The 24,700-nt window shown below is 58.6% G+C and carries 22 protein-coding genes; 9 read left to right on the forward strand and 13 right to left on the reverse strand.

Going from position 1 to position 24,700, the window contains the following annotated elements; all coding sequences use genetic code 11:
• Positions 1-6: 6 nt before the first annotated feature.
• Positions 7-771, forward strand: coding sequence for an SAM-dependent methyltransferase (locus BLV81_RS13235; RefSeq protein WP_092356853.1), 765 nt, complete (start codon positions 7-9; stop codon positions 769-771).
• Positions 772-1,181: 410 nt separating this feature from the next.
• On the opposite strand, the gene BLV81_RS13240 is transcribed toward BLV81_RS13235, so the two are convergent.
• The 4 genes from BLV81_RS13240 to BLV81_RS13255 form a co-directional block, all read right to left on the reverse strand.
• Positions 1,182-2,165, reverse strand: coding sequence for a S49 family peptidase (locus tag BLV81_RS13240; protein ID WP_092356856.1), 984 nt, complete (start codon positions 2,163-2,165; stop codon positions 1,182-1,184).
• Between the two features lie 57 nt (positions 2,166-2,222).
• Positions 2,223-2,594, reverse strand: a complete 372-nt coding sequence (locus tag BLV81_RS13245; protein ID WP_092356859.1) for a Rieske (2Fe-2S) protein — start codon at positions 2,592-2,594, stop codon at positions 2,223-2,225.
• A 36-nt stretch (positions 2,595-2,630) separates the two neighbouring features.
• Complete coding sequence (locus tag BLV81_RS13250; RefSeq protein WP_092356862.1) at positions 2,631-3,290, reverse strand: HAD-IIIA family hydrolase; 660 nt, start codon at positions 3,288-3,290, stop codon at positions 2,631-2,633.
• Positions 3,291-3,377: 87 nt separating this feature from the next.
• Positions 3,378-4,475 (reverse strand): RluA family pseudouridine synthase, encoded by a 1,098-nt coding sequence (locus BLV81_RS13255; RefSeq protein ID WP_092356865.1) that lies wholly within the window; start codon positions 4,473-4,475, stop codon positions 3,378-3,380.
• Between the two features lie 614 nt (positions 4,476-5,089).
• On the opposite strand from BLV81_RS13255, the gene BLV81_RS13260 reads away from it, so the two are divergent.
• From BLV81_RS13260 to BLV81_RS13285, 6 genes are all read left to right on the forward strand, one after another.
• Complete coding sequence (locus tag BLV81_RS13260; RefSeq protein ID WP_092356868.1) at positions 5,090-8,212, forward strand: Rne/Rng family ribonuclease; 3,123 nt, start codon at positions 5,090-5,092, stop codon at positions 8,210-8,212.
• A 196-nt stretch (positions 8,213-8,408) separates the two neighbouring features.
• Entirely contained in the window at positions 8,409-9,533 is a 1,125-nt protein-coding gene (gene moaA, locus BLV81_RS13265) for a GTP 3',8-cyclase MoaA (RefSeq protein ID WP_092356871.1), read from the forward strand.
• Between the two features lie 12 nt (positions 9,534-9,545).
• On the forward strand, positions 9,546-10,178 hold the full coding sequence (gene mobA / locus BLV81_RS13270) for a molybdenum cofactor guanylyltransferase MobA (protein ID WP_092356874.1): 633 nt from the start codon (positions 9,546-9,548) through the stop codon (positions 10,176-10,178).
• A gap of 4 nt (positions 10,179-10,182) precedes the next feature.
• Positions 10,183-11,496: a molybdopterin molybdotransferase MoeA gene (gene glp, locus BLV81_RS13275; RefSeq protein WP_092356877.1), complete on the forward strand. Its 1,314-nt coding sequence runs from the start codon at positions 10,183-10,185 to the stop codon at positions 11,494-11,496.
• Positions 11,497-11,671: 175 nt separating this feature from the next.
• Positions 11,672-11,875: a GNAT family N-acetyltransferase gene (locus tag BLV81_RS13280; protein WP_255365191.1), complete on the forward strand. Its 204-nt coding sequence runs from the start codon at positions 11,672-11,674 to the stop codon at positions 11,873-11,875.
• A 12-nt stretch (positions 11,876-11,887) separates the two neighbouring features.
• Positions 11,888-12,469: a nucleotidyltransferase family protein gene (locus BLV81_RS13285; protein WP_092356882.1), complete on the forward strand. Its 582-nt coding sequence runs from the start codon at positions 11,888-11,890 to the stop codon at positions 12,467-12,469.
• Here the strand turns inward: BLV81_RS13285 and BLV81_RS13290 are convergent.
• Positions 12,445-12,864, reverse strand: a complete 420-nt coding sequence (locus BLV81_RS13290; protein WP_092356885.1) for a DUF1810 domain-containing protein — start codon at positions 12,862-12,864, stop codon at positions 12,445-12,447. The genes BLV81_RS13285 and BLV81_RS13290 overlap by 25 nt on opposite strands.
• Before the next feature lie 32 nt (positions 12,865-12,896).
• Between BLV81_RS13290 and BLV81_RS13295 the strand changes: the two genes are divergently transcribed.
• On the forward strand, positions 12,897-13,292 hold the full coding sequence (locus tag BLV81_RS13295; RefSeq protein WP_092356888.1) for a VOC family protein: 396 nt from the start codon (positions 12,897-12,899) through the stop codon (positions 13,290-13,292).
• A 100-nt stretch (positions 13,293-13,392) separates the two neighbouring features.
• On the opposite strand, the gene BLV81_RS13300 is transcribed toward BLV81_RS13295, so the two are convergent.
• The 8 genes from BLV81_RS13300 to BLV81_RS13335 form a co-directional block, all read right to left on the reverse strand.
• On the reverse strand, positions 13,393-13,656 hold the full coding sequence (locus BLV81_RS13300; RefSeq protein ID WP_092356891.1) for a hypothetical protein: 264 nt from the start codon (positions 13,654-13,656) through the stop codon (positions 13,393-13,395).
• A 518-nt stretch (positions 13,657-14,174) separates the two neighbouring features.
• On the reverse strand, positions 14,175-15,650 hold the full coding sequence (locus BLV81_RS13305; RefSeq protein WP_092356894.1) for a DNA recombination protein RmuC: 1,476 nt from the start codon (positions 15,648-15,650) through the stop codon (positions 14,175-14,177).
• Positions 15,651-15,721: 71 nt separating this feature from the next.
• Entirely contained in the window at positions 15,722-16,093 is a 372-nt protein-coding gene (locus BLV81_RS13310) for a group II truncated hemoglobin (RefSeq protein WP_369823881.1), read from the reverse strand.
• A 139-nt stretch (positions 16,094-16,232) separates the two neighbouring features.
• A complete protein-coding gene (locus tag BLV81_RS13315; protein ID WP_092356990.1) occupies positions 16,233-18,734 on the reverse strand; it encodes an ABC transporter permease in 2,502 nt (833 codons plus the stop codon).
• Positions 18,734-19,318 carry a DUF4126 domain-containing protein gene (locus BLV81_RS13320; RefSeq protein WP_092356900.1) on the reverse strand — a complete coding sequence of 195 codons (585 nt, stop codon included), beginning with the start codon at positions 19,316-19,318 and terminating at the stop codon, positions 18,734-18,736. The genes BLV81_RS13315 and BLV81_RS13320 overlap by 1 nt, the downstream gene beginning before the upstream one ends.
• A 194-nt stretch (positions 19,319-19,512) precedes the next feature.
• Positions 19,513-20,604: a chorismate synthase gene (gene aroC / locus BLV81_RS13325; RefSeq protein WP_092356904.1), complete on the reverse strand. Its 1,092-nt coding sequence runs from the start codon at positions 20,602-20,604 to the stop codon at positions 19,513-19,515.
• A gap of 154 nt (positions 20,605-20,758) precedes the next feature.
• Positions 20,759-22,645 carry an MFS transporter gene (locus tag BLV81_RS13330; RefSeq protein ID WP_092356907.1) on the reverse strand — a complete coding sequence of 629 codons (1,887 nt, stop codon included), beginning with the start codon at positions 22,643-22,645 and terminating at the stop codon, positions 20,759-20,761.
• Positions 22,646-22,782: 137 nt separating this feature from the next.
• Positions 22,783-23,229, reverse strand: coding sequence for a CBS domain-containing protein (locus BLV81_RS13335; protein WP_014006888.1), 447 nt, complete (start codon positions 23,227-23,229; stop codon positions 22,783-22,785).
• A 148-nt stretch (positions 23,230-23,377) separates the two neighbouring features.
• Here BLV81_RS13335 and BLV81_RS13340 point away from each other — a divergent pair, with 148 nt between their 5' ends.
• On the forward strand, positions 23,378-24,700 hold the full coding sequence (locus tag BLV81_RS13340) for an O-acetylhomoserine aminocarboxypropyltransferase (protein ID WP_092356910.1): 1,323 nt from the start codon (positions 23,378-23,380) through the stop codon (positions 24,698-24,700).

A 24,700-nucleotide genomic window follows, 5' to 3' on the forward strand; every position in this document is an offset into this window, starting at 1 on the left:
ACCGACATGCCAGGCATTCTGTATTTAATTCCCAACACCCTAGGCCAGAGCGAAGCCGGATCGGAGCAATCACCGGCAACCGCGCTGGCTGCGATCATTCCGCTTGAAGTACAGGCGCTCACCGCCCGGCTGGATTATTTCATCGCGGAAAATGCCAAGACGACGCGCGCCTTTTTGAAATTGATTGACGCCGCCCAGTCGCTGGCCAAGCCATTGCAGGAAATTCAAATCGCCGAACTCAACGTCAATACCGCCAGCGCTGCATTACCTGCGTTGCTGGCGCCTATCCTGGCCGGCCAGGATGCCGGCCTGATCTCGGAAGCAGGCGTGCCGGCAGTCGCCGACCCCGGCGCCAATCTGGTACGGCTAGCCCATGCACACGGGATTCAGGTACGGCCATTGGTCGGCCCCTCGTCGCTGTTGCTGGCAGTGATGAGCAGCGGCCTTAACGGCCAGAGCTTTGCCTTCAACGGCTATCTGCCCACCGACGCTGAACAACGCGGCAAACGCATCAAGGCATTGGAGTTGCGTTCACGCCAGGAACAGCAGACGCAGTTGTTCATTGAAACGCCGTATCGCAATAGTGCATTTCTGGAAGCACTGGCGCATGCCTGCCAAGCCGGCACGCTGATTTGCGTGGCCACCGATTTGACCCTGCCCTCCGAAACCATCAGAACCCAGACCGCGGCCAAATGGAAGGCGGCCCTGGCGGCCGGCAAACATCCGGACTTTCACAAGAAACCAACCGTGTTCCTGTTTCTTGCTCAATAGTTGCCCGATAGCCGCTCAATAATTTCGCGCGCAAAATGCAAAACGACGACGGTGTTGCGCCGTCGCCGTATTTGCCTGTCCCGAAAGACATTATATTGAGAAGTCGAAAACTTCTCGGTGCCGCATCCATGATGCGGGGGTTTGTCCAGCAGCAAATGTACTACGTAATGCAAGGGGTTGTATTGCAATGGCGTGACTTTTTGCTACCGAAACAATTGCAACTGAGTGGTCAACGATTCAACTATTTCTATAATCGCCTCCTCCATTCGCTATTCCTCGGGTCACTTCAATATACAACAGGATCGCGAAGATACAAGGCAAATTAAGGTATTACGATATGTCGGTTTCCACTTTGACATTGCCTTCGGAATTCGCTCGCGATGTTGTGCGAGCGAACTCTTGCATCAAATTCAACGCAGACTTGGCTTGACGTTATTCGCAATGGATTGCACCACACCGGCGCCCATCGCCACGCCGAATTTTTTCAGCACGCGCTCAGGCAAACCTTCGCTCTTGGTGTAATCGACAATGTCTTCCTGCTTCAAGACATCGCGTGCAACACTATCCACCGTTCCGTAACCATCGGCGAGACCCATCTCGATCGCCTTGGAGCCGCTCCAGAACAGGCCGGAGAAAGTTTCCGGCGTTTCTTTCAGGCGCGCGCCGCGGCCTTTACGCACGACGTCAATAAACTGCTGATGAATTTCCGCCAGCATGGTTTGTGCATAACCCTTCTGGGCCGCACTCATCGGGCTGAACGGATCGAGGAAACCCTTGTTCTCGCCAGCCGTCAGCAAGCGCCGCTCGACACCAACCTTGTCCATCAATCCGGTGAAGCCGAAGCCATCCATCAGCACGCCGATCGAACCGACGATACTGGCTTTATTGACATAGATCTTATCGGCCGCAGCAGCGATGTAGTAACCGCCGGAAGCGCACATCTCATCAACCACCACATACAGCGGCTTGTGCGGATACTCTTTGCGCAAGCGAGCGATTTCATCATTGATGATGCCGGCTTGCACCGGGCTGCCGCCAGGGCTGTTGATGCGCAATATCACACCGACCGAATCATCCGCGGCAAAAGCATTGTCAAGCGCCGGCACCACCACGCCGGCCGAGCCGTTACCTTCCGATTCGATGGCGCCGTTGATCTTGACCAGCGCTGTATGTGCACCGACGGTTTGCGTATCCGAGCCTTCGTAATTCATGCCGAGCCAAAACGCGAAACCGATTACGCCAAGAAAAGCCAGCTTGAAGAAAATCCCCCAGCGGCGCCGCGCACGCTGCTCGCGCAGCGAAGCGAATGCCAGCTTCTCCAGCACTTCGCGCTCCCAACCTTCTTTTTTAACGGGCACTGCGGTTCCCACATTATCAAATCCGTTATTGCTCATGGTGTTTGCTCACTTCGTTTATCCGAAATCGTTATTGAATACGGCAGCCATGCAATCTCAGGCAAGCGCCGGCCGTATGTATTCATCAGGGATCCAGAACACCTGATCATTGCTTTCTTCAACCATAATCTTATGCAAGCGGCCACCACGGCATGGGCCGCCGGCGCATCGCCCGGTTTCCGGCTCGTACACCGCGCCATGCGTTGCACACATCAGATACAAACCGCTGGATTCGAAAAATTCGCCTTCATTCCAGTCCAGCTCCAGTGAAATATGCGCGCAGCGATTCAGGTAAGCGTGAACGATGTTGTGATGGCGTATGGCAAACGCAACAGCATCTTCGCCCCAGGCGGTAACCGCAAAGCGCACGCCTTTACCGCGCTCTGCCAACGCAGAAGAAGCACAGATGGGGATACGAATGGTATTCACAACGCCTCGCTCACTGGTCCGCTCACCGGCCTCGCATCAGGCGTTCTCATTAAGCCAGGCATGCAGTTGCAGCGTCGAGCTCGCATTGAACAGCGGCTTCAGCACATCCAGCTCGTGCGCAGGATGTGCGCCATACTGCACCGCAATCCCTGCTGCGCCGGCATTGATCGCCATTTGCAGATCATGTGTGGTATCGCCGATCATCACGGTGCGCTTCAGGTCTTGCCCCAACTCGCGGGTCAACTCCTGCAGCATGGCCGGATGCGGCTTCGAGAAAGTTTCATCGGCACAGCGGGTGGCGTCAAATACCGACAGCAACTTAGTCTCATGCAAGGCGCGATTCAGTCCGACCCGGCTCTTGCCGGTGGCGATCGCCAGGAAATATCCCTGCTGCGACAAGTCCGCCAACATTTCACGGACGCCGTCAAACAAGGTCAGGTCCTGGTCCTGCGCCAGATAGTGATAACGATAGCGCTCCACCACCCGCGGATATTGGCTGGGCTCCAGGCCCGGCATCGCGACCTGCATCGCCTCTCCCAAACCCAGCCCGATCACATGCGAAGCTGCCTTGTTGTCCGGAATCGCCAGCCCCAGATCCCTGGCCGCCGCCTGAATACACTTCACGATGATGGCCGTGCTATCCATCAAAGTGCCATCCCAATCAAATACGATCAAGTCAAATTTTTTTCGCGCCATATTGCCAGACAATCCTTTGCCAACTCCTGTTGCGGCTTGGCGATAACAACATCGACGAGCCGATAAACAAATACTAACTGATATATTCTAATCGCCCTTAGTCACCGACGTTGCCGCCGAGTCATTTTTTGGGAGGCTCGCCAGGAATTTCTCGCATTCCGGCGGCAACGGCGCCTTGAGAGTTACCGGCTTGCCGGTTTCAGGGTGCGCGAAAGTAATCTGATAAGCATGTAAAAACATTCTTTTCAGGGCGATACGCTGGCCGTCGGCCTTCTGCAAAGCCCGGTTCAAGGCAAAGTCGCCATACTTGTCGTCACCGGCAATCGCAAAGCCGCTGGCCGCCAGATGGACCCGGATCTGATGGGTGCGGCCGGTCTTCAGCTCGGCTTCAAGCAAAGCATAATCGCCGTAACGGCGGATCAGGTTGAAAATCGTGTGCGATGCCTGGCCGTCGGCTTGCACCCGCACGCGCCGTTCGCCGTCGGCCGCCGTATACTTGTGTAGCGCCAGCTTGACGTGCTGGCGTTCGTTTTGCCAGTCGCCATGCACCAGCACCAGGTAACGCTTGTCGGTATCGCCGTCGCGCATCTGTTCATGCAGATTGGTCAGCGCAGAACGCTTCTTTGCAAGCAGCAAGATGCCGGAGGTGTCGCGATCCAGCCGATGCACCAGTTCCAGGAACTTGGCTTGCGGACGGGCCGCACGAAGTTGCTCAATGACGCCATAACTGACGCCGGAGCCGCCATGCACGGCAACCCCTGCCGGCTTGTCGATCACCAGCAAATGATTGTCTTCCAGCAATATCTTGAATTCCGCACCCGGCACCACTTGCGCTTGCTTTTCAGCAATACGGATCGGCGGCACACGGATCACGTCGCCCTCCACCAGCCGGTAAGTCTGGTCGATGCGGCCTTTGTTGACTCTGACCTCACCGGAACGCAGCACGCGATAAATGTGGCTCTTGGGCACTCCTTTACAAATACGCAATAAAAAATTGTCGATGCGTTGACCCGCGTCCTCTTCCGCAATAGTCAACAACTGCACAGCAAGTGGCGGTGGCGGCGGCGCCAACACCTCTTGCTTTACGGCTACATTACGTTCGGCCTTATGCTTGGGCGCGGCCTGTGCCCGCGCCTTGGGACGAGTCTCAACCCGTCCTCCAGAAAATCTCGCTAAGTCCTTCATTTTGAATATATAATTGTTCTGCAATTGTTAGAAAACAGTTGCTGGTGTAAGAATAAAAAGACCATTCTACACAGGGGCGCGCCCATCAGCCTCGCCAATTTGCAAATTTGATGGGAAATGTGTACGCATCACCCCTGCGCGAGTCAAGGTCGCACCGTTGTTGTCATCGGATAACGCGCACGGATGCTGAACAAGAATGTCTGGATGATTAGGATAAAGTCCGGCGAGCTCGATGCGATTGCAACGAATGTTGCGATTGCGACGAGCTCGCCGGTTGATGTAGTGCTTATAACAAGTCGATTAACTTTACTGAAACCAATGCTTTATTTGGCTCTATCAAGCTGCTCACCGCCAGGCGTCGTGCTCGCGTTCCGCGAATCGCAAGACGCTGTACCGGTGCACGCTGGTAGTTTTCAGTAAAACACGGCAGCACTAGGTCCGCGCCTGTGCACTGCGCCCTACTTTGTAGATCGGCGCAAACACACCAAGGCACCCTCCCCCCCCAGACACTCCGTTCTCGCGTACATCCTTGTACTTTTTGTCGCTGACAGAAATGCTGAAGAACAGCAATCTTTAAGCGCCATTGCATTGACCCGAGGGTCACGGAGCGAAAAATGAAACGCATGTTGTTTAATGCCACGCAGCAAGAAGAACTGCGCGTGGCGATTGTTGACGGGCAAAAGCTCATCGACATCGATATCGAAACCACCGGACGCGAACAACGCAAGTCCAATATCTACAAAGGTGTGATTACCCGTATCGAGCCGTCGCTGGAAGCCTGCTTCGTCAACTACGGCGAAGAGCGTCATGGCTTTTTGCCGTTCAAGGAAGTTGCCCGCACTTACTTTAAAGAAGGTGTAGACGTTCGTAGCGCATCGATCAAAGATGCACTGCGCGAAGGCCAGGAAATCATGGTGCAGGTTGAAAAGGAAGAGCGCGGCAATAAAGGCGCCGCCCTGACCTCCTTCGTTTCCCTGGCTGGCCGTTATCTGGTCCTGATGCCTAACAACCCGCGCGGCGGCGGTGTTTCGCGTCGCGTCGAAGGTGAAGATCGCCAGGAATTGCGCGAAACCATGGACAAGCTGGACCTGCCCAACGGCATGTCGGTGATTGCCCGCACTGCCGGCATCGGCCGCAACGTTGACGAATTGCAATGGGATTTGAACTACCTGATGCAGCTCTGGCGCGCTATCGAAGGCGCCGGCACGCAAGGTAATGGCGCTTTCCTGATTTACCAGGAATCGTCGCTGGTGATCCGTGCGATCCGCGATTACTTCCAGCCGGATATCGGCGAAATCCTGATCGACACCGATGAAATCCACGACCAGGCCCAGCAGTTCATGGCTCACGTCATGCCCGACATGGTGCACCGCGTAAAACGTTATCGCGACGACGTGCCGCTGTTCTCCCGCTTCCAGATCGAACACCAGATCGAAACCGCGTACTCGCGCACCGTGCCCCTGCCATCCGGCGGCGCGATCGTGATCGACCATACCGAAGCCCTGGTTTCCGTGGACGTCAACTCGGCGCGCGCTACCCGCGGCGGCGACATCGAAACCACCGCATTCAACACCAATTGCGAAGCAGCGGAAGAAGTTGCCCGTCAATTGCGTTTGCGCGACCTCGGCGGCTTGATCGTGATCGACTTCATCGACATGGAGAATTCGAAGAACCAGCGCGAAGTCGAAACCCGCCTGAAAGATGCACTGCGCTATGACCGCGCCCGCGTCCAGATGGGCAAGATTTCACGCTTCGGCCTGATGGAATTGTCGCGCCAGCGCCTGCGTCCGTCGCTCTCGGAAGGCAGCCACGTGACTTGCCCGCGTTGCAACGGCACCGGCCACATCCGCGATACCGAATCGTCCGCCCTGCAAGTCCTGCGCATCATCCAGGAAGAGGCGATGAAAGAAAATTCGGCAGCGATCCACGTCCAGGCGCCAGTCGACGTTGCTGCTTTCCTGCTCAACGAAAAGCGCGGCGAGATCCTGAAGATCGAAACCCGTCACCGGGTCAGCATCATCCTGATCCCGAACAAGCATCTGGAAACCCCGCACTACAAGCTGGAACGCCTGAAGCACGACGATCCGCGCCTGGAAGAAACCCAGGCCAGCTATGCCATGGCGGAGCAAGCCGATACCGACATCGGTTACAACAAAACCCAAAAAGAAGAAGGCAAACCGCGTCAGGAAGCCGTGGTCAAGGGCATTACGCCAGACCAGCCGGCGCCTATCGTCGAGCGCAAGCCGGCAGAAACAGCAGCAGGTCCGACAGCAGTTGCTGCCGCTCCTGCAGCAGCAGGCTTCCTCGGCAAGATCTTCGGTTTCTTCTTCAGCAAACCGGCTGCGCCGGCGGCGGTTCCTGCCGCACCGGCAGAAACCAAGGGCCCGCAACAACGCGGCGACCGTGGCGACCGCAACAATCGTGGTCAACGCGGCCGTAACCGTGGCGGTCGCAATCGCGATGGCAGCGATGGCAAATCGGAAACACGCGACGACAATGCCAAGAAACCGCTGGTTGAGACGGTAGAAGCCAAAGACGCTAAAAACCAGCAGGCACGTCCGCCACGCCCTCCGCGCGAACCGAGAGAGCCAAGAGAGCAACGCGACGCCAGCGACAGCAAATCGGAAAATCGCAATGAGGGCCGGCGCGAACGCAGCGAACGCCCACCGCGTCCGCCACGCGAAGAGCGCAAGGAAAACCTGAGCGAAGAAAAAATCGATGACACTTTGCTCAAGGGTGGCGTAGCCGTCGCTGCAGCCGCTATTGCCGATACTGCGGAAACAACGCAAATCGATAGCGGCAGAGTCGAAACCAAAGCCGGCGAGCAAGACGAAGAACCACGTCGTCGTCGTCGTCGCGGTGGCCGTAACCGCAACCGTCGCGATCGTGACGGCGCCGAAGGCACGACCGAAGGCGGCAGCGATGAAGTCGAAACAGGCGAAGCCGCTGCAGTAGCAGGTACGGCAGAAGCCAGCACCGTTGTTGTTGCTCCCGCAACAACAACGGTCGATGTGCCGACTCAGGCTGAACCAGCCGTCGCGGTCAGCCACAGCACACCGATGATGGCCTCGTCAGTTCCGGCATCGCAAGAAGTGAGCGCTCCGGCATTTGAGGCAGCGCCTGCTCCGACAGCGCTGTCGAACGCAATCGCGGCACCGCTGGTTCCTCAACAAGTTGCACAGCAAATTGAGCCGCAAGCTGCGGTGCAACAGGAAGCCGCTGCGGTCGCAGTCGAAGTGACGCCGGCGGCAGCAGCCCCGGCCCCTGCGCCAGTTGCTGCAGCTCCAGTTGTTGCGACACCTGCAGCCGAGCCTGAACCGGTCGTTATTCCGGTCCCGGCGGCAGTAGCCGTACCGGATCAGCTGGTACTGCCTGAAGTAGCCGCTATCGCTGTCAGCCAACCGGCAGCAGAGCCGCAAATCGAAACTGCAGCTCCGGTAGTTGCTGAAACGGCAGCTCAGGTAGTTGCCCCAGTTGCACCGGCACCGGTAGCCGAGGTGCCGGCCGTCATCAAGACAGCCGCGCCAAGCGCATCGCCTAAGGTTGAAGATTTGCAAAGCGTATTGGCTGCAGCAGGTCTGACACTGGCGGCAACCGATCCAAGCAAACTGCGTGCAGCGCAGGAAGCAACGGCAAGCATCGCCCCGGCACCGCGCGTGCCGCGCGAACGCAAGCCTTTGCCGACGCAGTCCAGCGAGCCGCTGGTTCAAGTCGAAACCCAGCGCTCACAGTCATAAGCTGACGGCTCACCGCAAGTTATTAGCGGTGTAGCACGATGGCAATAAAACAAAGGGAGTCTCTGACTCCCTTTGTCACGTCTGGGACCGGCTTCCACAGTCTGCCGCAGCCAAAAAACGACGCTCATGGTATCTTGTAGAAGTTGCCACCCAGTTTAGAGATGCAATACCTTGCACACCTTTGCAGACACACACCATGACTAAAAAAGTCATCCCGCTGATCGATAGCCGCAGTTTCTTGCGGCCGTCTCCGCCACCGGCCTTGCCCTCCATCCTTGAAACGCCGACCGGCCTGATCGCCGATGAACTGGGGCGGCCGCTGCACGACTTGCGCATCTCGGTCACCGACCGCTGCAACTTCCGTTGCGTCTACTGCATGCCGCGCGCAGTGTTCGACAAGGACTATGCATTCTTGCCGCACACCGCATTGCTGTCGTTTGAAGAAATTACCCGGCTGGCCAGTCTGTTCATCGCCCATGGCGTTCACAAAATCCGCCTGACCGGCGGCGAGCCCTTGTTGCGCAAGCACATCGAAACGCTGATCGCCATGCTAAGCGCCCTGAAGACGCCGGATGGCAAGGAACTCGACCTGACGCTGACCACCAACGGTTCGCTGTTGGCAAAAAAGGCGCAGGCGCTGAAAGATGCCGGCCTCAAGCGTGTCACCGTGTCGCTGGATGCACTCGACGAAAACATCTTCCAGCGCATGAACGACGCCGATTTCCCGGTTGCCGAGGTCTTGCATGGCCTGGAAGTCGCGCATCAGGTCGGGTTGGGGCCGATCAAGGTCAACATGGTTGTCAAGCGCGGCGTCAACGACCAGGAAATTCTGCCGATGGCGCGTTACTTCAAAAACACGCCGTATATCCTGCGTTTCATCGAGTATATGGATGTGGGCGCCTCCAACGGCTGGAAGATGGATGAAGTAGTGCCCTCTGCCGAAGTCGCGCGCCTGATCCAGACCGAACTGCCGATGCACCCGGTGGCAGCCAACTACCTGGGAGAAACCGCGCAGCGCTGGCGCTATGCCGATGGCGTTGGCGAAGTCGGCCTGATCTCCAGCGTCACCCAGGCGTTCTGCCACGACTGTTCGCGCGCCCGCCTGTCGACCGAAGGCAAGCTATACACCTGCCTGTTTGCCAGCGCCGGCCACGATCTGCGCGCCCTGTTGCGCAGCGAATGCAGCGATCCCGAAATCTCTAGCGTCATCGGCCAGCTGTGGCGTGCGCGTGACGATCGTTATTCTGAATTGCGGACGCAACACACCGAGGGTTTGGCAGCCACCCGGAAGAAAGTGGAAATGTCGTATATAGGCGGCTGACGACGGCTCGCCATGAAAACTGATCCTGCCCCTGCAACAGCTGCACCCGTTGCGCAGAATATCACCGGCCTGATACTGGCCGGCGGCCGCGGCACGCGCATGGGTGGCGTCGACAAGGGCCTGGTCCTGCTCGATGAGCAGCCGATGGTGGCGCACGTCATTGCGCGCCTGGCGCCTCAGGTCAGCAGCCTGATCATCAACGCTAACCGCAATCAGAGCAGCTACGCGGCGTTCGGACATCCGGTCTGGCCGGACATACAGCCAGATTTTGCCGGCCCGCTGGCGGGCTTGCAGGCGGGCTTGAGCCACTGTACAAGTCCTTACCTGGCGACGGCGCCTTGCGACTCGCCCTATCTGCCGCATGATCTGGTGCAGCGTCTGGCGCAAGCGCTGCAAAATGCACATGCCGACCTGGCGGTGGCAAGCACGATCGACCATGACAAGCACGGCGACCGGACGATCCAGCCGCAGCCGGCATTCATGCTGCTGAAAACCGGTTTATTAACCGAGCTCAATGACTTCCTGCTGGGCGGCGGGCGTAAGATAGAGGCATGGTATAGCCGCCTGAACTACTGCGTAACGCCGTTTACCGACGCCGACGCTTTCCGCAACATCAATACTCGAGAACAGTTACAACAGCGATAATGCAATGACCAATTTGAATGCCCGTCCAGCCAAGCCTTCCTTGTCCGAACTGACCAGTTGCCTGTCGGACTACGATCCGCATGCAATGCCGGTCAAGCAGGCGCAAGCCATCATTCACGATTGCATCACGCCAGTCACTGCGGTTGAAAAAGTGGCGCTGCGCAGCGCCCTTGACCGGGTGCTGGCAAGCGATATCATCTCGCCCATCAATGTCCCGGCGCATGACAACTCGGCCATGGACGGTTATGCGTTCAACGCCGTCGACCTGCGGCCCGACGCCGATACTGTGCTAAGCGTGGTCGGCACCGCCCATGCCGGCCGCGCCTACCAAGGAGCGCTGGCGCGCGGCCAGGCGATACGGATCATGACCGGCGCTCTGATGCCGGATGGGCTCGATACCGTGATCCCTCAGGAATTTGTGAGCATCCCGTCCGGCAGTCCGGCTGATTCAATCACCATTCCATTGGCAGCCGTCAAGCCTGGCGCAAATCGCCGCCTGGCTGGCGAAGATCTGAAAGCCGGCTCAACTGCCATCGGCCAAGGCCGCATCCTGCGCCCGGCCGATCTCGGTTTGCTGGCGTCGCTAGGGATTGCCGAAATCCCGGTAAGACGCCGGCTGCGCGTGGCATTTTTCTCCACCGGCGACGAATTGCGCTCGGTCGGCGAAGTGCTGGACGCCGGCTGCGTCTACGACTCCAATCGCTATACCTTGTACGGCATGCTGCAGCGGCTCGGCTGCGACATCATCGACATGGGCGTGGTGGGCGACGATCCGCAGGCGCTAGCAAGCGCTTTCCGCAGCGCTTGCGAAAACGCCGACGTCATCATCACTTCCGGCGGCGTCTCGGTCGGCGATGCCGATCACACCAGACAAATGATGGCGCAACTGGGCGATGTCGCCTTCTGGAAAATCGGCATGCGCCCGGGCCGCCCGCTGGCGTTCGGCAGCATCGCATCGGCCGGCAGGCAAGCCCTGTTTTTCGGCCTGCCCGGCAATCCGGTCGCGGTCATGGTGTCGTTTTACTTTTTTGCGCGCGACGCTTTGCTGCAGATGATGGGTGCGCAAGTCGCGCCATTGCCGTTAATGCGCGCCACCGCCGCCGTCGGCATTCGCAAACGGCCGGGCCGCACGGAATACCAGCGCGGCATCCTGAGCATGAGCGACGGCCAGTGGACCGTACGCCCTACCGCGGCGCAGGGCTCGGGCATCTTGCGCTCCATGGCGGAAGCCAATTGCATGATCGTCCTGGCGCATGAGCAGACTGACGTGGCAAGCGGCGATACAGTCGAGGTGATCCTGTTTGACGGTTTGATCTGATCCCCGGCGCCAGCCAGGCAAGATAAGAACATGTTCAAACAATACAGGCGCGACCTGCAGCAGCTGGGCAGATCTTTCATGCTGGTGTTGATCAGCGAGATGGCGACAAGTCCTCTTTATATATTCCTATGATCATAAGAACCGCAACTGAAGCTGACCTGCTATTGGACGCAGCTTGATGTCTGCCGTTGAAGCCTGGGCTGCGTCGAAAGGTGCCACCGACCTGCGGCTTACCGTATGGGACTTCAACCAGCGGGTAATTGCCTTTTATGAAGAACTGGGATATCAGACAAGATCGCGCCTGATATGGAAGCCGCTGCAAACCGAGACTGCAGCGGCAACTGCATATGAGTTTCGCCCCGCCCAGCCGCTCAGGTAAGTTTGCACAAGCATGAAACACCGCGATGATCTCAAATCTTTGTTGCTAGCGGATCCGGTGCGGCAACGTCTGATAGCGCTGGTGCACTCCCTCGATCTGCCCGACTGCTGGATCGCAGCCGGCTTCATCAGAAATGCGGTCTGGGACGCATTGCACGGCAGAGCCCCCTCAGGCCCCTCCGGAGATGTCGACGTGATTTGGTTCGACTCCTCCAGGAACGGCGCAGACATCGACTTGCAATTGGAAAATCGCCTGAGGAATAGCGATAATACGATCGCCTGGTCGGTGAAAAATCAAAGCCGGATGCACGCCCGCAATGGCGATGCGCCCTACCAGTCAAGCTGTGACGCCATGCGGTTCTGGCCGGAAACGGCAACTGCGGTGGCAGTCAGATACACCGACGGCGATCATCTGGAAATTGCAGCGCCGTTCGGGCTAGACGACCTGTATGCAGCCATCGTCCGACCGACACCAAGCTTCATCGATGAAAAACGCGCGCAGTTCAATGAACGCTTGCGGCACAAGAAATGGCTGCTTGGCTGGCCTTTGCTGCGTGTCGAACCCGCCGGTCACAAGCGGGAAAGCGTGGACTGATCCGGCTCTCCGTCAAAATATTTCCGCAAGCAGTCGTTGAAAATTTGATCGTCGGGAGCGGCTTTGGCAAACAAGGTCATTGAAGATTGAAATTTCATGTAGTCCGGATAGCCGAATATATCTTCTATCGAAGCTCCGTCGACAGCGTCGACCAGCCGGCTGCACTCCAGCAGCCGCGGCCCAAGCAGCGGATGCGCCCGATACGCCTTGGCTTCCTCGATCGAAGAGATGGCATACTTGAATGCCATCTCGCTGCGGCCCAATCCCTGAATCTGGGGAAAAATGAACCACATCCAATGACTTCGTTTCCGGCCCTTGCTGAGTTCTTCGCGTACGATATCGAAGATTAGCTGTTGGGCAGTCACGAAGCGCTGCAGATTGTATTGATCGTTCACGTCTTTCTCCCTCATATCGAAAGGAAAAACCCTTGATCTCTCATGTCTTTGTCGGCGTCACCGATTTTCAGCGCGGGTTCCGGTTTTATTCGGCTGTCATGGATACCCTGGGCCTGCAGCTGAAATTCTGCGATACAGACAAACCGTGGGCGGGCTGGATGGCAAGCGGCAAGGCGCGCCCCCTGTTCGTCATCGGTTCGCCTTACAACGGCGAAATGGCTACTGCCGGCAACGGCCAAATGATCGCGCTGCTCGCCCCGACTCGGGCTGCCGTAGCCAACGCTTATGCGGCCGCTCTGAAAAACGGCGGCCGGTGCGAAGGCGCGCCCGGTTTACGCCCCGAATATCATGCCGATTATTACGGCGCCTATTTCCGCGATGCCGACGGCAACAAGATGTGCGTTTGCTGTCACGATGCCGCGGCTTAGAACTTGCCTGCGCACCGTCGTCACGTGAAAACAGGACATCAATTCAAGTACTGATGTCCTGCGGAAAAGCACAACTTTAATTGTCAGAAAAGCGCTGGCGTCAAAACGACGTGCATTGGATTAAGCCAGGGTGCCCAAAGCAGGTTGTCGTAGCCGGGTAACGTTCGGTATTGTCTTTTGTATCCAGCCGCAGCACGCAGTTGCGCCATTCGTTGGAATTGCTTTTATATCCCAGTCTGTCGCAAGCCGGTCCGTAGATGCGCATCATCTGGTCGACGTCGCGTTGCGCCTGAGCGGCACGTTCGGCATCCGTCGCGCAACCGGCCAGCATGGCGACCGCCGCCAGGATCATGAGTGTACGCATGATAAGCTCCTTTCTTTCGGTTCTGTTCAGCGAGCTTCGGCGAACTCCCGCCTTTACTTGCCCAGCAAATGCGCGGCTATTCGAAACTACCCGCCCAATGCTTGCCATGGCAATAGTATAGGTCAGAGCTTATTACTTAACCATTTCCGACCATGCATAGTTGCTACCAGATGTAACCGGCGACAAGCTGACAAAAGCTAAAAATTATTTTATTGAGCATTCTTGTAAGTAGTAATAATTCTCACTTACAATAAAATCTGCGCAATACATTCACGTAGATTGCCACCCTCGCATACTTCTCTCTTTCCAGCCAGCCGCATCCCCAGCGTCGCCAGCCACTCAACAAGTTTGATTGTTTTGGAGCACGACGCTTTGCCCAATCGCATATCGTCAGGACTTGCCTGGGGATTGAGGTCGAAGTGATACGGCAAGCAGGAAAGGCGCCGTTCGCGATGCCTTGCATGGCCTGATGTCGATCTGCACGGAGCCGGCCATAAGACGACACCGGGGATGTTGCTTCAGCTTTCGTCGTCAGGCGCCAGTTCCGGCTCTTTACCCAACAGGCGCTGCGCCGCATCGCTCGGCAATGCCTCCACCGATTTCAACTTGCGCGCCATCTGGCGGCTGCGCACTTCCGCCTGGTCGATATTCTTGGCGGCCCGTTCCAGCGTCAATTTGGTCGCCGCCAGCACGTCGCCGAACTTGCCGAATTCGGTCTTGACCGCGCCCAGCACCTGCCATACTTCGGACGAACGCTTCTCCAGCGCCAGCGTCCGGAATCCCATCTGCAGGCTGTTCAGCAAGGCCGACAAGGTAGACGGCCCGGCAATGCTGATCCTGTGCAGCCGCTGCAATTCATCGGCCAGGCCGGGACGGCGCATGACTTCGGCATACAGGCCTTCGGTCGGCAGGAACAGGATGGCGAAATCGGTGGTCAGCGGCGGCGACAGGTATTTCTCGGCAATCGTCTTGGCTTCGCCGCGCACCGCACGCTCCAGTTCGCGCGAAGCCAATGCCACACCCTCGGCATCGGCGCGATCGGCGGCGTCGGCCAGGCGTTCGTATTGTTCTTTCGGGAACTTGGCGTCGATCGGCATCCACACCGGCGTACCGCCATCGTCATTGCCGGGTAGCTTGATAGCGAACTCGACCCGCTCGCCGCTGCCGGGAACGGTTTCCACATTCTTGGCGTATTGCTCGGGCGTCAGCACTTGCTCCAGCAACATCTCAAGCTGCACTTCGCCCCAGGTGCCGCGCGTCTTGACGTTGGTCAGCACGCGCTTGAGGTCGCCGACGCCGATGGCCAGCTGCTGCATCTCGCCCAGGCCCTGATGTACTTTTTCCAGGCGGTCGGAGACGATCTTGAACGATTCGCCCAGGCGCTGCTCCAGCGTTGCGTGCAATTTTTCATCCACGGTCTTGCGCATTTCTTCGAGGCGCAAGCCGTTGTCGTTTTGCAGATCCTTGATCTTGGCTTCCAGCGTGGCGCGCACTTCCGCCATCCGTTGCGCATTCGATTCGGTGAGTGCCGCCAAGGTCTGGTTCAGCGTGTCGCCGAAGCGCTTGAGCGACTGTGCCTGCTCCTCGCGATTGGTCTGCGCCTGCTGGTTCATCGCCAGCCGCATGCTGTCGAGCTGCTGGGCGTTGGTTTCATTGAGCTTGACCAGTTGCTGGGCAAAGGCATCGATCTGGTTGTTTTGCAAAGTCGCGACGCTGGTCATTTGCGCGGCCAGGGTTTGCTGCAGCTGGCCGAAATTACTGCCCAGCTCCTGGCGCATGCCTTGCGCGCTGGTTTGCACCTCGCTGCGCAGTTCGCGTTGCTGGCGCTCGCCGCGATCTTGTTGATCCTGCTGGAGGCCTTGCAGATCGCTCTGCAATTGCTGCAGTTGCTGCGCCGGATCCGTGCCGCGTGAACTGCGCACGATGGCGATAATTTGCAGCACGATGATAACGGCGGCAACGGCTAGCAAGATGAGCAACTCTGATGATGTCATGTATTCCTGAATTGATTGAAAACTGCGAAATTGAAAACGGCAAAACTGTGGAACTATGGGCTACAGCGAAATCACGGCTGAATGTCAGCTTTGTTGCGCATCCAGTCCGCAGTCTGGAAGAAAGACGTCAGCAAATGCTCCTGCAGCCCTTCCTCCATGCCGACATCCTGCATCGCCAGCGCCATGCAGCGCAGCCACTGGTCGCGCTCCGGCGAAGCAATCGCATACGGTAAATGACGGGCGCGCAGGCGCGGATGGCCGAATTGCTCTATATACAAATCGGGGCCGCCGCTCCAGCCGCTTAAAAACCAGTAAAACTTGTCGCGCGAACCATCGAGGGTAGTCGGATGCAAGGCCCGGATCACGGAAAATTGCGGCTCCAGGTCCATCAGGTCGTAAAAACGGTCGACCAGTTCGCGCAGCTTGCCGGCGCCGCCTATCATGTCGTAGAGGCTGGCTGGCTGCTGATCCGCTGGCTCGGTGGCGGTAGGTGTGTGTTCTGTAGTCATGGGGAAGAATGATAGCGTAAGCCGGCATTATCCCCGAAATGACGCCGCAGGGTGCCGAATCAGGTCTCGCGACTCAGGCCTCGCGCAAGGTTTGCAACGGCGGTTGATTCAGCACATGCCGCAATCCGATCCAGCCGCCGGCAAATGTGCAGACCGTACCGATCGCCATCCCGGCCAGCCATACCAGCGGGCTGAAGGTCCAGGTAAAGTTGAATACATAATGCGCCAGGGCCCAGCCGATTGCCGCCGCGCCGCTGGCCGCCAGGAAACCGGCGAGACTGCCGATCAGGCCGAATTCTATCCATTGCGATCGCGACAATTGCTTGCGGGTTGCACCCAGCGCACGCAACAGGCCGGCCTCGCGGGTCCGTTCGTCTTGCGATCCGATCAGCGCCGCATACAGCACCAGCGCACCTGACAACAGCGTAAACAGGAAAAGGAATTCGACCGCCGCTACAACCTGATCGATCACGCCCTGGATCTGCTTGATGACGCTGCCGATATCGACCACCGTCAGGTTCGGAAAATCCCGTGTCAGTTCGTTGCTGAAATTGGCGCGTGCATCCGGCAAATTGAAAGCGGTGATCCAGGTTTGCGGCATGGCGTTCATCAGCTTGGGGTTGAGAATCACAAAGAAATTGACGCGCATCGAGCCCCACTCCAGCTTGCGCAAGCTGGTAATCGGCGCACTCACCAGCTGGCCGGCGATATCGAACTGCAATGTATCGCCAAGCTTCAGGTTCAAGGTCTTGGCCAGGCCTTCCTCAACGGAGGCGGCAGCTTGCGTATCGTCAAACCAGCGGCCGGCGCTCACCGTGTTCTGGGCCGGCAGCTGGTTCATGGTGGACAGGTTGAATTCGCGGTCAACCAGGCGCTTGGCCTTGTCTTCGGGATAAGTATCGGCGGTGATCGGCTTGCCGTTGACCTGGGTCAGGCGGCCGCGAATCATGGGAAACAGCTGCGGCTGGACGACGCCGATCGCCTGCAAGCGGTGCGTAATATCGGCGCGTTGATCATCCTGGATATTGATCACGAAGCGATTGGGTGCATCGACCGGCGTGGCCTGACGCCAGGCGCCGACCAGATCGCCGCGGATGACTGTCAGCAGCAACAAAGCCATCAAACCCAGCGACAAGGCGACAATCTGCACGATGGTCGCCACCGGCCGCCGCTGTAAAGCAGTCAACGCAAAGCGCCAGCTCGGATTACGCGACAAACTACGCACATGGCGCGAGGCTTTCAGCGCCAGCCAGCCCAGCAAGGCGAACACGGCAAAACCGCCCAAAAACCCGAGCGCGGTCAGCAAACCCAGTTTCAGGTCGCCCGCCTGCCATAACAGCAAGCCGACAAATGTCAGCGTGCCCAGCCCGTAGGTTGCCAGCACCAACGCTTGCGGCGCATCTTGTTCACGCCGGATCACGCGGTTATGCGGCACATTACGCAGTTGCAGGATAGGCGGCAAGGCGAAGCCGGTCAGCAGCAGCATACCAGTGATCAAACCTTGCAAAGCCGGCATCACGCTGGCGCCCGGCAAATCGCTGGCGACAAATTTCCCCAGCAGGTCGAGCAACATGAAATGCGCGCCGAAACCGAGCACTACGCCAATCAGGCTGCCGGCCAGGCCGAGCAGCAGAAATTCCAGCAAATATAATTGCGTCACCTGATTTTGCGTCAGGCCCAGACAGCGCAACATGGCGCAGGCATCCAGGTGGCGCAGCATGAAGCGGCGCGCCGCCATCGCCACCGCAACGGCCGCCAGCAAGGCTGACAACAAGCCGACCAGAGACAGGAATTGCTGGCCGCGATCGAGTGTCGCGCGCATTTCAGGGCGACCGTTTTCCAGGCCCTCGATGCGCACGCCTTTGAGGTTTTCGCGGCTGATATCGCGCTCTACCCATTTCTGGAAATCCTGCACCTGTTGCGGGGTGCCGGCCAGCAGCAAACGATAGGTAATCCGCGAGCCGTCCTGGATCAGGTTGGTCGATGCCAGATCGGCCATGGACAACATCACGCGCGGCGCGAAATTGATGAAGCCGCTACCACGGTCGGGTTCGACCACCAGCACTTTGGCGATCTTGAAAGTACGGTCGCCGAGCTTGAGCGGATCGCCCACCGCCAGGTTCAGCGCGCTCAGCATATTGGCATCCAGCCAGACTGTGCCTGCGGCTGGAATCTGCCGGGTTTTGGCGTCCGTGCCGCCGACGCTAGCGGCGACCACCAGGGCGCCGCGCAGCGGGTAGCCGGCGCTGACCGCTTTCAGCGAAGCCAGCTGCGACCTGGCGCGCTCGCCCTCGCCGGCGATGGCCATGCTGGGAAACACAACCGTGTCAGCCGAAGTCAGCTGACGGCGCTCGGCCTCTTTACGCCAGCTGGGGGGAATGCGCTGATCGCCGGAAATCAGTAAGTCGGCGCCCAGCAACTGGTGGGCGTCGCGGTTCAGCCCGGCGCGCATCCGGTCTACAAAAAAGCCGACTGCCGATAAGGAGGCAACGGCCACGATCAAAGCGATCAGCAAGAAACGTAATTCGCCCGCGCGCCAGTCGCGCTGGGTCATGCGTAGAGACTGCAAAAAAATCATGTGGCAAGCCTATGAAATACCCAACGCAGGCCGCGCCACAGTTTAGGCAGCAGCCAGATCGCAAACAGGAAAAACAGGAACAGGAATGCAAACAGCAGCCAGGGATGGAAAAACGCCGCCCATAAAGCGCCGAGCACGGTCGCATCTTCGGAAAACGATGCAGCCCAGTTGCTCAAGGGTTCCGGCGTGGTGTTGATCATGGCCCGGCTGCCCGCCTTGGTAGCGTGCGCACCCAGCGCAAAAGTGCCGCCTATCAGCGCCGCCACCGTAGTCCAGGCCGGATCCATGTGGCCCATGGCGGCCACCGCGAGGATGGCGCCGGCCGGAATCCGGATAAAGGTGTGGATCGCGTCCCAGACTGAATCAAGTCCGGGAATCTTATCCACCAGAAACTCGAGGGCCGTCAGCAAGCCGGTAACACCGATCACCCACGGCGATTCCAGTATCTGCAGCGCCTGCGGCAGATCGATCCACCCCAGGCGGCCGAACCAGCCGGCGATGAACAGCGCCATATACAGGCGGATGCCGCTGGCCCACGATAAGCCACCGGCCAGCGCAGCGCTGGAAAGTGTATCAATCATGATGTCCCCTCTTTCTCCGGATACTATCTGGTGTTGGGTGTTACAGCTAGCGTAACGTAAACCTGCATCAGGCGCGCAAGATTAGCTATCTTGCAGCCAAAATCGGCCGCAGGACCCGGTAAATCGGCAACGCATGGGAAAGATCGAAGAGAGGACGGTCGCCGCCAAACCGTGGCTGTGGCGGCGCCAGGGAATTACTTGGCGTCGACCAGCGGCGCGACCCGCACATCGCCGCATTGGGCGCGATGGCGCAGGGCATGGTCCATCAGCACCAGGGCCAGCATGGCCTCGGCAATCGGTGTCGCCCGGATCCCCACGCAAGGATCGTGACGGCCGAAAGTTTCAACCGTGGCCGGATTGCCCTGCTTGTCGATCGACTGCCGCGGCGTGCGGATGCTCGAAGTCGGCTTGATGGCGATCGACACGGTGATGTCCTGGCCGCTCGAAATGCCGCCCAGGATGCCGCCGGCGTTATTGCTCAGGAAACCGTTGCGGGTGATTTCATCGCCATGCTGCGATCCCTTTTGCGCCACCGAGGCAAAACCGGCGCCGATTTCCACGCCCTTGACCGCATTGATGCCCATCATGGCGTAGCCGATCTCGGCATCCAGCTTGTCGTACAAAGGCTCGCCCAGGCCAACCGGCACCTTGCAGGCGACGACATCGATACGGGCGCCGCAGGAATCGCCATCTTTGCGCAATGCATCCATATACGCCTCAAGTTCGGCGATCTGGCTGATGTTGGCGGCAAAAAACGGGTTATTGGGTACATGGTCCCAAGACTCGAAAGCGACCGGGATTTCGCCCAACTGGCTCATGCAGCCTTTGAAAGTTGTGCCGTATTGCTGAAACAGCCACTTCTTGGCGATGGCTGCAGCGCCGACCATGGGCGCCGTCAGGCGCGCCGAGGAGCGGCCGCCGCCGCGCGGATCGCGGATGCCGTATTTTTGCCAATAGGTAAAGTCGGCGTGGCCGGGACGGAAGGTATCGACGATATTGCCGTAATCCTTGCTGCGCTGGTCCTGGTTGCGGATCAACAGCATGATCGGGGTGCCGGTGGTCTTGCCCTCATAGACGCCGGACAGGATTTCCACCGTGTCCGGCTCCTGGCGCTGGGTAACGTGGCGCGAGGTACCAGGCTTACGGCGATCCAGATCCGGCTGGATGTCGGCTTCGGACAATTCCAGTCCCGGCGGGCAGCCATCGACTATGCAGCCGATGGCCGGGCCGTGTGATTCGCCGAAATTGGTGACGCTAAACAGACTGCCGAAGGTATTGCCGGGCATGATGATCCAGAGAAAAGAGGCTGAAAGACATGATTTTACCAGCGCAGGCGGGTTGATAGCGAGCCGCGCTTTATAGTTGTTGCGTTTTTGATATTTTAAAAATTGGCGCCGCCCGGCAGGCGTCCGGAGGCGCCCATGCCCACCCCATCCGGTTTTACTGCCAGGCGCCGCGTAAAGTCTGTACCTGCTGCTGTAAATATTCCGGTGTCGCCTGAGTCGGCGCTACCGCTTCGCCCACCGTCAGCTGCAAAGCCGACAGCGGACCGCGCCGGAACGAGCGCTGGAACGGATTGCCGGCGCTACGGGTCCACATGCTGCCCCACAAGCCGCTCAGTGCCATCGGGATCACAGGCACTGGCGTGCGCTCAATGATTTTCTTGATGCCGCCGCGGAATTCGTTCATTTCGCCGGTGCTGGTCAATTTACCTTCCGGGAAAATGCAGACCAGGTCGCCATCTTCCAGCGCAGCGGCGATTTGCGCGAAGGCGCGCTCCATCAATTCAGGATTTTCCTTGGCCGGCGCAATCGGAATCGCCTTGGCGGTTTTAAACAGCCAGGCCAGCACCGGGATTTTGAAAATCCGGTGATCCATCACAAAACGGATAGGCCGCGGACTAGCCGCCATGATCACGATCGCATCGACGTAACTGACGTGGTTGCAGACCAGCACCGCAGCGCCTTCGTCCGGAATACGGTCGCGGTTGACGGTGCGGACCCGGTGGATGGTATGAATCACGATCCAGGCCACGAAACGCACCAGGTATTCCGGCACCACCGTGAAAATATACAAGGCGACCATGGCATTGAGAATCGCGGTGACCAGGAAAATCTGCGGAATCGTGAAGCCGAAGCTCAACAAAGTCATCGCCACCAGCGCCGCCGCCACCATGAACAAGGCGTTCATGATATTCATGCCGGCAATCGTGCGCGACAGATGGCGGCGGTCGCAACGGGTCTGGATCACCGCGAACAGCGGCACGATATACAAGCCGCCGAACAGGCCGATCATCACGCAATCGAACAGGATGCGCCAGCTGCCGTGCTGCTGCACAAAACCGGCCATGTCGACCAGCGCGGCATTGGTGTAGCCCAGGCTGGCAAGAAACAGGTCGAGGCCAAACACCGACAGGCCGATCGCGCCAAACGGCACCAGCCCGATTTCCACCTTGTGGCCCGACAAGCGTTCGCACAGCAGCGAACCGGTGCCGACGCCGAGCGAGAATACCGTCAGCAACAACACAAAAACGCTATGGTCGCCATGCAGGTAATTTTTCGCATACAAGGGAAACTGCGCCAGCACGATCGCGCCGTAAAACCAGAACCATGAGTTGGCCAGCATGGCCAGGAACACCGGCCGGTTCTTGCGGGAAAAGCCCAGGTTGCGCACCGTTTCGGTCATCGGGTTCCAATTGATCTTCAGCGCCGGTTCGGCGGCCGGCGTCAGCGGAATGCCGCGGCTGAACAGCCAGCCGACGATCGCAATCGCCAGCGTGCCGCCCGCCACCAGCTCGATACCCCACGGCTTGTGCACCACCAGCACCGCGCCCAGCACTTCACCCAACAGAATGCCGACGAAAGTTCCCATCTCGATAATGCCGTTGCCGCCGACCAGTTCATCCTGGCGCAGCTGCTGCGGCAGATAGGCGTACTTGAGCGGCCCGAAAATGGTGGAATGGACACCCATGCCGACCACGGCCAGGATCAACAGCCATAAATTATGCGTCAGCCAGCCCACGGCGGCGACCGCCATGATGATAATTTCCAGTACTTTGATATAACGCGCCAGGCGCGATTTCTCGAACTTGTCGGCGAGTTGGCCGGCAGTCGCCGAAAACACCACAAACGGCAAAATGAACAAACCTGGAATCAGATTGTTCAACAGATTGACGTCGATGCTGGTCCAGCTCAACGCTTCGTAAGTCAGGATCGTCAGCAAGGCGGTCTTGAATACATTGTCGTTGAAGGCGCCAAAAAACTGGGTCCAGAAGAAGGGAGCGAAGCGTCGCTGGCGCAGCAGAGCAAATTGACTGGAATTGGACATAGGTGGACTGAGGGGAAGGGGCGCGCCGTGGCAGCGGCGAATGAATGACTGTTTTAATATTTTTTTGAAACTTACGCAAAAAAACCGTTTGCGGCGTCTTCCTGCCGCAAACGGTTCCAGACAAACTATAACAAACCTTATTCGTCGGCGTTAGACGGCCAATCGCGGATATAGGCTTTCAGCATCTTGTTTTCGAAACCCTGGGCATCCAGCACCGCCTTGGCCACGTCATAAAACGACATCACGCCCAGCAAGGTGCGGGCATCCATGATCGGTACATAACGCGCGTGGCGCTCCAGCATGATGCGGCGCACTTCGTTGACTTCCGTATCGGGCGTGACGGTAATCGGGCTGTCGTCCATGTGCTTGCGCACCGTGTTGCTGCCGACCGCGCCGCCGTTCTGGTGAATCGCGTTCATCACTTCACGGAAAGTCAGCATCCCCACCAGCGTACCGAACTCCATCACGACCAGCGAACCTATATCTTTTTCCGCCATGGTATTGACGGCCTCGATCAACGGCGTTTCCGGCGTCACTGTGTAGAGAATATTGCCTTTGACTTTGAGGATCTCAGAAACTTTCATGGGGCCATCCTGCCTTTGCTTGAGTTATGCTTGCACGTATCGCTTGTATCCAGAATGTAGCCTAAGCCAGACTAAAAATCTACCGCGCAGCGCAGCACGGGTAGAGTGAGTTCTCATATTTCAAGAATAGAAGGAGACAGCCAGCACCATGAGCACCCCCCATTATCCCGGTTTCGACACCTTGTCGCTGCACGCCGGCAGCGCCCCCGATCCGGCCACCGGCGCCCGCGCCACGCCGATCTACCTGACCTCGGCCTTTGTCTTCAAGGATTCCGACCACGCTGCCTCGTTGTTCAATATGGAACGCGCCGGCCACGTGTATTCGCGCATCTCCAACCCCACCAACGCCGTGCTGGAAGAACGCATCGCCGCGCTCGAAGGCGGCGTCGCCGGGATTGCCGTCGCCAGCGGGCAAGCGGCCATGCATCTGGGCCTGGCCACCATCGCCGGCGCCGGTTCGCATATCGTGGCGTCGCGCGCCTTGTATGGCGGTTCGCACAACCTGCTGTCCTACACCATGAAACGCTTCGGCATCGAAACCACCTTCGTCGACCCGAGCGACCTGGACGCCTGGCGCGCGGCGATCCGGCCGAATACCAAAGTGCTGTTCGGCGAGACGCTCGGCAATCCGGGACTGGACGTGCTGGATATCCCGCGTATCGCCGCCCTGGCGCACGAGCACTATCTGCCGCTGATGGTCGACGCCACGTTTACCACGCCGTATCTGCTGCGCCCTTTCGATCATGGCGCCGACCTGGTGTTCCACTCGGCCACCAAGTTCCTGTGCGGCCACGGCACTGCCGTCGGCGGCCTGCTGGTGGACGGCGGCACTTTCGACTGGCAGCAAGCGTATGAAAAAACCGGCCGCTTCAGCGAATTGTGCGAGCCGTACGACGGCTTCCACGGCATGGTGTTTTCCGAGGAATCGACAGTCGCGCCGTTTTCCTTGCGCGCCCGGCGCGAAGGCTTGCGCGATTTCGGCGCGGTGATGAGTCCGCACAATGCCTTCGCTATCCTGCAAGGCATAGAGACGCTGGCCTTACGCATGGAAAAGCACGTCGCCAATACCCGCAAGGTGGTCGAATTCCTGGCGGCGCACGCGGCGGTCGAGTCGGTCGCCTATCCTGAATTGCCTTCGCATCCCGGCCATGCGCTGAGCAAGACGCTGCTGCCCAAAGGTTGCGGCGCCGTATTCTCGTTCAACCTCAAAGGCGATCGCGCGGCTGGCCGGCGTATGGTGGAATCGCTCAAGATATTCTCCCACCTGGCCAATGTCGGCGATGCCAAATCGCTGGTCATCCATCCGGCCTCGACCACCCATTTCCGGGTTCCGAGCGAACAGTTGGCGGCCTCCGGCATTACCGAAGGCACCTTGCGGCTGTCGATAGGCCTGGAGAATGTCGAGGATCTGATCGAAGACCTGGCTTACGGCCTGAAGATGTCGCAGCGCGCTGAGCGCAAGGAAAAATGA

Source organism: Collimonas sp. OK242 (assembly GCF_900107095.1).
In the GTDB taxonomy this organism is placed as follows: Bacteria; Pseudomonadota; Gammaproteobacteria; order Burkholderiales; family Burkholderiaceae_D; genus Collimonas.